11 protein-coding genes, 5 pseudogenes and 2 other annotated features are annotated in these 8,689 nt (G+C 34.4%); of the genes and pseudogenes, 8 read left to right on the forward strand and 8 right to left on the reverse strand.

Annotated features, from left to right (window positions below; genetic code table 11):
- The 8 genes and pseudogenes from DRZ96_RS01250 to DRZ96_RS01275 all read right to left on the reverse strand — a co-directional run.
- A partial coding sequence (locus DRZ96_RS01250) for a branched-chain amino acid transport system II carrier protein (RefSeq protein ID WP_172605444.1) occupies nucleotides 1-623 on the reverse strand: 623 nt, incomplete at its 3' end.
- 56 nt (nucleotides 624-679) lie between these two features.
- Nucleotides 680-911, reverse strand: a binding site (T-box leader).
- A 95-nt stretch (nucleotides 912-1,006) separates the two neighbouring features.
- On the reverse strand, nucleotides 1,007-1,381 hold the full coding sequence (locus tag DRZ96_RS01255) for a substrate-binding domain-containing protein (RefSeq protein ID WP_112889285.1): 375 nt from the start codon (nucleotides 1,379-1,381) through the stop codon (nucleotides 1,007-1,009).
- Nucleotides 1,382-1,849: 468 nt separating this feature from the next.
- Nucleotides 1,850-2,313 (reverse strand): annotated as a pseudogene (tnpA, locus tag DRZ96_RS01260) (IS200/IS605 family transposase); the annotation flags it as partial.
- A 188-nt stretch (nucleotides 2,314-2,501) separates the two neighbouring features.
- Nucleotides 2,502-2,675, reverse strand: a complete 174-nt coding sequence (locus tag DRZ96_RS12280) for a 4Fe-4S binding protein (RefSeq protein WP_409371947.1) — start codon at nucleotides 2,673-2,675, stop codon at nucleotides 2,502-2,504.
- On the reverse strand, nucleotides 2,597-2,935 hold the full coding sequence (locus DRZ96_RS12285; protein WP_409371944.1) for a 4Fe-4S binding protein: 339 nt from the start codon (nucleotides 2,933-2,935) through the stop codon (nucleotides 2,597-2,599). Before DRZ96_RS12285 ends, DRZ96_RS12280 begins: the two co-directional genes overlap by 79 nt.
- Before the next feature lie 126 nt (nucleotides 2,936-3,061).
- The gene (locus tag DRZ96_RS12290) at nucleotides 3,062-3,406 is read right to left on the reverse strand and encodes a (Fe-S)-binding protein (protein WP_409371945.1); all 345 of its coding nucleotides are present in this window, start codon (nucleotides 3,404-3,406) and stop codon (nucleotides 3,062-3,064) included.
- A gap of 2 nt (nucleotides 3,407-3,408) precedes the next feature.
- Nucleotides 3,409-3,986 (reverse strand): annotated as a pseudogene (locus DRZ96_RS01270) (electron transport complex protein RnfA).
- Nucleotides 3,986-4,304: pseudogene (locus tag DRZ96_RS01275) on the reverse strand (Rnf-Nqr domain containing protein); the annotation flags it as partial. The pseudogenes DRZ96_RS01270 and DRZ96_RS01275, both read right to left, overlap by 1 nt.
- Before the next feature lie 344 nt (nucleotides 4,305-4,648).
- On the opposite strand from DRZ96_RS01275, the gene DRZ96_RS01285 reads away from it, so the two are divergent.
- From DRZ96_RS01285 to DRZ96_RS01305, 8 genes and pseudogenes are all read left to right on the forward strand, one after another.
- Entirely contained in the window at nucleotides 4,649-5,263 is a 615-nt protein-coding gene (locus tag DRZ96_RS01285; protein WP_409371946.1) for an electron transport complex protein RnfA, read from the forward strand.
- A gap of 19 nt (nucleotides 5,264-5,282) precedes the next feature.
- Nucleotides 5,283-5,540 carry a (Fe-S)-binding protein gene (locus tag DRZ96_RS11550; protein ID WP_256584786.1) on the forward strand — a complete coding sequence of 86 codons (258 nt, stop codon included), beginning with the start codon at nucleotides 5,283-5,285 and terminating at the stop codon, nucleotides 5,538-5,540.
- A 205-nt stretch (nucleotides 5,541-5,745) separates the two neighbouring features.
- Nucleotides 5,746-5,922 (forward strand): 4Fe-4S binding protein, encoded by a 177-nt coding sequence (locus tag DRZ96_RS11555; RefSeq protein ID WP_256584787.1) that lies wholly within the window; start codon nucleotides 5,746-5,748, stop codon nucleotides 5,920-5,922.
- Between the two features lie 8 nt (nucleotides 5,923-5,930).
- Entirely contained in the window at nucleotides 5,931-6,083 is a 153-nt protein-coding gene (locus DRZ96_RS11560; RefSeq protein WP_256584789.1) for a 4Fe-4S binding protein, read from the forward strand.
- Between the two features lie 283 nt (nucleotides 6,084-6,366).
- Nucleotides 6,367-6,836 (forward strand): annotated as a pseudogene (gene tnpA, locus DRZ96_RS01295) (IS200/IS605 family transposase).
- A 258-nt stretch (nucleotides 6,837-7,094) separates the two neighbouring features.
- On the forward strand, nucleotides 7,095-7,649 hold the full coding sequence (locus tag DRZ96_RS01300) for a substrate-binding domain-containing protein (protein WP_112889286.1): 555 nt from the start codon (nucleotides 7,095-7,097) through the stop codon (nucleotides 7,647-7,649).
- 115 nt (nucleotides 7,650-7,764) lie between these two features.
- Nucleotides 7,765-7,997 (forward strand) — a binding site (T-box leader).
- Between the two features lie 99 nt (nucleotides 7,998-8,096).
- Nucleotides 8,097-8,171, forward strand: coding sequence for a branched-chain amino acid transport system II carrier protein (locus tag DRZ96_RS11565; protein ID WP_256584790.1), 75 nt, complete (start codon nucleotides 8,097-8,099; stop codon nucleotides 8,169-8,171).
- A 16-nt stretch (nucleotides 8,172-8,187) separates the two neighbouring features.
- Nucleotides 8,188-8,689, forward strand: a pseudogene (locus DRZ96_RS01305) (branched-chain amino acid transport system II carrier protein); the annotation flags it as partial.

Consider the following 8,689-nt stretch of genomic DNA (forward strand, 5'->3'; position numbering starts at 1 on the left):
ACAAAACCAAAATTAAGGGCTGCAACAGCATCCATAGTATCATAACCCGCTAAGAAACCAGCAACTACTGGAGCATCCTTATAATTTCCACTTGCCACTGCTAAATCTTTTGGTAAAGTCATTACCTTGGCAAACATTATAAGTATTAAGAGTAATAGTGTTGGAGTTAGATACTTTCCAACTCTTGCCACTAACTTATTTGGCTTTAAGCAAACAAGCATTGCAACTGAGAAGAATAAGAATGTATATACTAATCTTACAAGTGATAGGTTAAAGCTTTCTGGTACATAAGGTGCTATTGCCATTTCAAAGGGAACTGACCCTGCTCTTGGTATGCCAAGTCCAGGTCCTATAGAAAGGTATATAGCAGTAGTAAAAACTAGGGCGAACTTTCCTCCAACTCTTGAAGATAAGTTTTTAAGTCCATCAGTCTTGCCAACGGCTATTGCTCCAAGGACTGGGAAAATAATTGCGGTAACAGAAAAAGCCAAAAGTGAAATAATAGTCTTATTCCCTGCTTGGTTTCCTAAAAATGGAGGGAAAATTAAATTTCCAGCTCCAAAAAACAATCCAAAGAGCATTATGCTCACTTGAGTAAACTGACTTCTTGATAATTTTTTCATACTTTCCTCCTAATTTTTAATTTTATAAATAAAAAAGTCCCTTGTCTAAATAATAGACAAAGGACGAATTATCGCGTTACCACCTTAGTTCTTACCAATATGTAAGCTCTCTTAACAAGCATCAATCAATGCCGAGTATAGATAACGCCTACTAAAGCGGCAAATCTTACTAGGATTCAGACTTGCATAAGAAAAAGGATTTTCGAATTTATCTCCATTATAGGCTTTCACCAAACGCCTACTCTCTGAAAACTTTAATAAACCTACTCGTTTTTTCCAATATTTTTTATTAATAAAATTATGATTTGCATGTTATTATAAGAAATAAAATAAACTTGTCAAACACTTTTTTAAAAATTTTTTATAAAAAATAATTTTAAAAACTAAATATTTTCTGTAAGTGAATCTATTTTTTCTCTAGTGCTATCGTCATCTAGACCCAAACCCTTGGCAAAGAAATTAAGACCATCTTTCGTGTCCTCTAAAGTCTCAAAGGAAGCCGAAGCATTATCTATATCATCAACCTTTTGTCCTAAGGGCTTGTCATAAGTTACACTTTTATCTGTGAGTAAAAGTTCTGGATTTAGATTTTTTACGAGTTTAAAGTCAGGATCCATTTCATCACCTATTAGACTTGCGTCAGGATAAAGAGCTTCTGCTCCACTAGGAACTCCTACTACATTTTCATAAGCCAAAAATTTTAATGCCTTTGCAGCCTTAACTGACATGGCAACAATTCTTGGATTTTCTTTTTCCACAAAGAGTTCCCTATCTTTAGTATCTGACCTTTTTTCTTTGTCTACATTTTCTTGGCTTACTTCTTTTTCATTGGAAGTATTTTCTACACTTGCTCCTCCTTAGACTTACAAGAAGTTAATAGGATCATTATAAGTAAGGCATAAGCGATCTTATTATAAAACTTTCCTTTTCATAATAGAGCCTCCTTCTAAATTTTTGCACCATCTTTAATTTATTCTATTAATAGAATATCACATTATCAAGAAAATGTAAGTGCAAAATATTGTAAAAGTTTTAAACATTAAGAGATCTTGAATAAATCCCATTAAAATTTTTATGTATTTATTATAAAAATTTACAATCATAACCACCGGCTGAGCCGGTGGTTTGTTTTGCCCCTATAAGGGGCTGTTACCGCAGCATTCCATGCTTCGAACTTTCTTTCTCGTGCACCAATTTTCACAGCTGGTGCTAAAGCACCTTATTTTTTTGCTTTTGTTTACTTGCTCACCCGTAAACGGGTCAACAAATTCTTTAATGCTTATTTGATCTGCCATGTAATCTTCTTTTAATTGATTTTTTATATATTCTTGTATCTTTTTCACATTCTTTCCTGCTGTGTCTACATAGTATCCTCTGCACCAAAATGTCTATTTCCATATTTATATTTTAAGTTTGCATGCCTATCAAATATTATTAGACTGCTTTTTCCTTTTAAATATCCCATCGTTTGAGATATGCTGTATTTTGGTGGAATTTTTCCAACAACATATGGATATGGTCTGGACAGCATTCCGCTTCTATTATATTTATTCCTTTTCTATCACATAAATCTCTTAATATTTTTCCTATATCTTGTTTTATCTTCCATATATTAATTGCCTTCTGTATTTTGGAGCAAATACTACGTGATACTACAATTCCATGATGTATGTGATAAACTATTTTTTATCCATTTTAGGATACTCCCTTTTCTATTTATGCTACTGCCAGTAACATTAATAGTTTATCACGGGAGGTTTTTTGCTTGAAGCTAAAGCTTATTTTCCTACCACCAGCATAGCTGGTGGTTTATTCATACTAAAGCGTACAAGAAAAAACTGCCGCCTTAAAGCGACAGTTTTTATTTAAAGTTTAAGATTAAGCATTAGTCTTTTCTGCAGCAGCTTTTTTAGCTTGAGCTTCTGCTATTTTTGCTTGTCTTTCTTTTTCTTTCTTTTCTTTTTCCTTTTGTTTCATTTTTTCCACTCTTTCAGGATATTCACAATAGATTGCTCCTGTTGGACATTTTGAAACACAAATTCCACAGTTGATACACTTGTCATAATCAATTGATGCAAGATTATTTCTACATGGATTGCATCCTTAGGACAGTTCTTTTCACAGATTCCACATCCTATACAACCAATGCTACAATTATTTCTAACAACTTTTCCTGAATCAAGTGACTTACATTCAACAACTGTTTTTGATTTGTAAGGTCTAAGTGAAATAATTTTCTTAGGACAAATGTTGATACACTTCATACAAGCTACACATTTTTCCTTGTCAACTACTGCTACTCCATTAACCATGTGGATTGCATCGAATTCACAAACGCTAACGCAAGTTCCTCCACCACAGCAACCATAGTTACAAGCTTTTGCACCTTGTTGGTAGTCAGCTATAAGTCTACAGTCAACTAGGTCATTGTAATCATATTATTTTTGCCTTGTCACAGTCACTTGACAGTGAACTACGGCAACATTTCTATCAACATTTTCTGCATTGACACCCATTACTTGGCTGACTTTTTCACAGTTTCTGCACCACCAAATAACAACCATTAACTGTGATGTACCATTGGCAATTGCTTCTGCAAGTCCATCACAACCTGGGAAACCACAAGCTCCACAGTTTGCTCCTGGAAGGGCATCTCTTACTTCAGCTACCTTTGGATCAACTTCTACATAAAAAACCTTTGATGCAATGGAAAGTATTATTCCGAAAAAAGCTCCCGCTATTCCCAAAAACACCATTGGGGTAAGTATTGCACTAATTTCCATAATTACCTCCTATACCAATCCGCGAAACCTGAGAATGCTATGGCCATAAGACCAGCACTCACAAGCGCAATAGGAAACCTTGAAGTGCCTTAGGTACATCTGCAAGCATAAGTTTTTCTCTTAGGGCTGCGATTAATACTAAAGCTAGTGTAAAGCCTAGAAAGCTCCAAATCCACTAAAGATTGTTTCTATTAAGTTATATCCGTTTTGCACGTTTAATACTGTTACACCAAGTACAACACAGTTTGTAGTGATAAGTGGAAGATAAACACCCATAGCTTGGTAAAGTGAAGTGATGATTCTTAATAAACATTTCTACAAATTGTACTAGAGATGCAATTACAAGTATAAAGGCAATTGTTTGAAGTACTCAAGTCCAAATTTATTTAGTACGAAATTTTGAATTAGCCATGTTATTGCAGATGCAAGTACAACTACAAAGGTAACGGCAACTCCCATTCCAAGGCAGTTTCTGTTTGGAAGATACACCTAAGAAGGGACAAATTCCTAAGAACTGAGCAAATATATAGTTATTTACAAGTATTGTTGAAATTAAAATTGTTAAAATACTCTCTAACATTAGTCTGCCCTCCTATTAAGTAGTAGTTTAAATCCTGCAATTAAGAATCCTAGAAGTATGAAGGCACCTGCTGGAGCTCCCATAAGTCCAATTCCTGGATAGGATTCTGGTAGGACTTGTTTTTCAAATAATGTTCCGTAGCCGAAAAATTCACGCACAAGACCCATGGAAAGAACTGCTATTGTATAGCCAACTCCTGTTCCAAGTCCATCTACTATTGATGAACAAGTTTGTTCTTGTAAGCGAAACCTTCTGCTTCTCCAAGATACAGCAGTTAACTACGATTATGTAAGAAAATACAAGTGCTGCATAAATTGATTGAAATATCTGAAGATCATTTATAAATGAATTATTATATTTATCGAATACATTAACTTTAGTACAAATATCCTTCAGCATATTCCAATCATTTATCGACTTTTTTTTACCCTAATCTAGTTAACTTTTCCTTAGAGCAGAAGGTTTCGCTTACAAAACAAACTTTTCCATCAATAGTAGATGACTTGAACAGGAGTTGCTATACAATAGCATTCTTTCCATGGTCTTGTGCGTGAATTTTCGGCTACGGAACATTATTTGAAAACAAGTCCTACCAGAATCCTATCCAGGAATTGGACTTATGGGAGCTCCAGCAGGTGCCTTCATACTTCTAGGATTCTTAATTGCAGGATTTAAACTACTACTTAATAGGAGGGCAGACTAATGTTAGAGAGTATTTTAACAATTTTAATTCAACAATACTTGTAAATAACTATATATTTGCTCAGTTCTTAGGAATTTGTCCCTTCTTAGGTGTATCTTCCAAAACAGAAACTGCCCTTGGAATGGGAGTTGCCGTTACCTTTGTAGTTGTACTTGCATCTGCAATAACATGGCTAATTCAAAATTTCGTACTAAATAAATTTGGACTTGAGTACTTACAAACAATTGCCTTTATACTTGTAATTGCATCTCTAGTACAATTTGTAGAAATGTTTATTAAGAAGTCATCACCTTCACTTTACCAAGCTATGGGTGTTTATCTTCCACTTATCACTACAAACTGTGTTGTACTTGGTGTAACAGTATTAAACGTGCAAAACGGATATAACTTAATAGAAACAATCTTTAGTGGATTTGGAGCTTCTCTAGGCTTTACACTAGCTTTAGTATTAATCGCAGCCCTAAGAGAAAAACTTATGCTTGCAGATGTACCTAAGCACTTCAAGGTGTTCCTATTGCGCTGTGATGCTGGTCTTATGGCCATAGCATTCTCAGGTTTCGGCGGATTGGTATAGGAGGTAATTATGGAAATTAGTGCAATACTTACCCCAATGGTGTTTTGGGAATAGCGGGAGCTTTTTTCGGAATAATACTTTCCATTGCATCAAAGGTTTTTATGTAGAAGTTGATCCAAAGGTAGCTGAAGTAAGAGATGCCCTTCCAGGAGCAAACTGTGGAGCTTGTGGTTTCCCAGGTTGTGATGGACTTGCAGAAGCAATTGCCAATGTACATCACCAGTTAATGGTTGTGTTATTGGTGGTGCAGAAACTGCTGAAAAAGTCAGCCAAGTAATGGGTGTCAATGCAGAAAATGTTGATAGAAATGTTGCCGTAGTTCACTGTCAAGTGACTGTGACAAGGCAAAAAATAAATATGATTACAATGACCTAGTTGACTGTAGACTTATAGCTGACTACCAACAAGGTGCAAAAGCTTGTAACTATGGTTGCTGTGGTGGAGGAACTTGCGTTAGCGTTTGTGAATTCGATGCAATCCACATGGTTAATGGAGTAGCAGTAGTTGACAAGGAAAAATGTGTAGCTTGTATGAAGTGTATCAACATTTGTCCTAAGAAATTATTTCACTTAGACCTTACAAATCAAAAACAGTTGTTGAATGTAAGTCACTTGATTCAGGAAAAGTTGTTAGAAATAATTGTAGCATTGGTTGTATAGGATGTGGAATCTGTGAAAAGAACTGTCCTAAGGATGCAATCCATGTAGAAAATAATCTTGCATCAATTGATTATGACAAGTGTATCAACTGTGGAATTTGTGTTTCAAAATGTCCAACAGGAGCAATCTATTGTGAATATCCTGAAAGAGTGGAAAAATGAAACAAAAGGAAAAAGAAAAGAAAGAAAAAGAAAGACAAGCAAAAATAGCAGAAGCTCAAGCTAAAAAAGCTGCTGCAGAAAAGACTAATGCTTAATCTTAAACTTTAAATAAAAACTGTCGCTTAAGGCGGCAGTTTTTTCTTGTACGCTTTAGTATGAATAAACCACCAGCTATGCTGGTGGTAGGAAAATAAGCTTTAGCTTCAAGCAAAAAACCTCCCGTGATAAACTATTAATGTTACTGGCAGTAGCATAAATAGAAAAGGGAGGTATCCTAAAATGGATAAAAAATAGTTTATCACATACATCATGGAATTGTAAGTATCACGTAGTATTTGCTCCAAAATACAGAAGGCAATTAATATATGGAAGATTAAAACAAGATATAGGAAAAATATTAAGAGATTTATGTGATAGAAAAGGAATAAATATAATAGAAGCGGAATGCTGTCCAGACCATATCCATATGTTGTTGGAAATTCCACCAAAATACAGCATATCTCAAACGATGGGATATTTAAAAGGAAAAAGCAGTCTAATAATATTTGATAGGCATGCAAACTTAAAATATAAATATGGAAATAGACATTTTTGGTGCAGAGGATACTATGTAGACACAGCAGGAAAGAATGTGAAAAAGATACAAGAATATATAAAAATCAATTAAAAGAAGATTACATGGCAGATCAAATAAGCATTAAAGAATTTGTTGACCCGTTTACGGGTGAGCAAGTAAACAAAAGCAAAAAATAAGGTGCTTTAGCACCAGCTGTGAAAATTGGTGCACGAGAAAGAAAGTTCGAAGCATGGAATGCTGCCGGTAACAGCCCCTTATAGGGGCAAAACAAACCACCGGCTCAGCCGGTGGTTATGATTGTAAATTTTTATAATAAATACATAAAAATTTTAATGGGATTTATTCAAGATCTCTTAAATGTTTAAAACTTTTACAATATTTTGCACTTACATTTTCTTGATAATGTGATATTCTATTAATAGAATAAATTAAAGATGGTGCAAAAATTTAGAAGGAGGCTCTATTATGAAAGAAAGTTTTATAATAAGATCGCTTATGCCTTACTTATAATGATCCTATTAACTTCTTGTAAGTCTAAGGAGGAGGCAAGTGTAGAAAATACTTCCAATGAAAAAGAAGTAAGCCAAGAAAATGTAGACAAAGAAAAAAGGTCAGATACTAAAGATAGGGAACTCTTTGTGGAAAAAGAAAATCCAAGAATTGTTGCCATGTCAGTTAAGGCTGCAAAGGCATTAAAATTTTTGGCTTATGAAAATGTAGTAGGAGTTCCTAGTGGAGCAGAAGCTCTTTATCCTGACGCAAGTCTAATAGGTGATGAAATGGATCCTGACTTTAAACTCGTAAAAAATCTAAATCCAGAACTTTTACTCACAGATAAAAGTGTAACTTATGACAAGCCCTTAGGACAAAAGGTTGATGATATAGATAATGCTTCGGCTTCCTTTGAGACTTTAGAGGACACGAAAGATGGTCTTAATTTCTTTGCCAAGGGTTTGGGTCTAGATGACGATAGCACTAGAGAAAAATAGATTCACTTACAGAAAATATTTAGTTTTTAAATTATTTTTATAAAAAATTTTTAAAAAAGTGTTTGACAAGTTTATTTTTATTTCTTATAATAACATGCAAATCATAATTTTATTAATAAAAATATTGGAAAAAACGAGTAGGTTTATTAAAGTTTTCAGAGAGTAGGCGTTTGGTGAAAGCCTATAATGGAGATAAATTCGAAAATCCTTTTTCTTATGCAAGTCTGAATCCTAGTAAGATTTGCCGCTTTAGTAGGCGTTATCTATACTCGGCATTGATTGATGCTTGTTAAGAGAGCTTACATATTGGTAAGAACTAAGGTGGTAACGCGATAATTCGTCCTTTGTCTATTATTTAGACAAGGGACTTTTTTTATTTATAAAATTAAAAATTAGGAGAAAGTATGAAAAAAATTATCAAGAAGTCAGTTTACTCAAGTGAGCATAATGCTCTTTGGATTGTTTTTTGGAGCTGGAAATTTAATTTTCCCTCCATTTTTAGGAAAACCAAGCAGGGAATAAGACTATTATTTCACTTTTGGCTTTTTCTGTTACCGCAATTATTTTCCCAGTCCTTGGAGCAATAGCCGTTGGCAAGACTGATGGACTTAAAAACTTATCTTCAAGAGTTGGAGGAAAGTTCGCCCTAGTTTTTACTACTGCTATATACTTTCTATAGGACCTGGACTTGGCATACCAAGAGCAGGGTCAGTTCCCTTTGAAATGGCAATAGCACCTTATGTACCAGAAAGCTTTAAACCTATCACTTGTAAGATTAGTATATACATTCTTATTCTTCTCAGTTGCAATGCTTGTTTGCTTAAAGCCAAATAAGTTAGTGGCAAGAGTTGGAAAGTATCTAACTCCAACACTATTACTCTTAATACTTATAATGTTTGCCAAGGTAATGACTTTACCAAAAGATTTAGCAGTGGCAAGTGGAAATTATAAGGATGCTCCAGTAGTTGCTGGTTTCTTAGCGGGTTATGATACTATGGATGCTGTTGCAGCCCTTAATTTTGGTTTTGTTGTCACTCTTG

It is taken from the genome of Peptoniphilus harei (assembly GCF_900454685.1).
In the GTDB taxonomy this organism is placed as follows: Bacteria; Bacillota; Clostridia; order Tissierellales; family Peptoniphilaceae; genus Peptoniphilus_A; species Peptoniphilus_A harei.

Excerpts from the sequence above, each read along its gene's own strand:
- DRZ96_RS01300 (WP_112889286.1), top strand. The coding sequence starts at position 7,095 with ATGGTGCAAAAATTTAGAAGGAGGCTCTATTATGAAAGAAAGTTTTAT.
- DRZ96_RS12285 (WP_409371944.1), bottom strand. The coding sequence starts at position 2,935 with ATGGTTAATGGAGTAGCAGTAGTTGACAAGGAAAAATGTGTAGCTTGT.
- DRZ96_RS12290 (WP_409371945.1), bottom strand. The coding sequence starts at position 3,406 with ATGGAAATTAGTGCAATACTTACCCCAATGGTGTTTTTGGGAATAGCG.
- DRZ96_RS11555 (WP_256584787.1), top strand. The coding sequence starts at position 5,746 with ATGGTTAATGGAGTAGCAGTAGTTGACAAGGAAAAATGTGTAGCTTGT.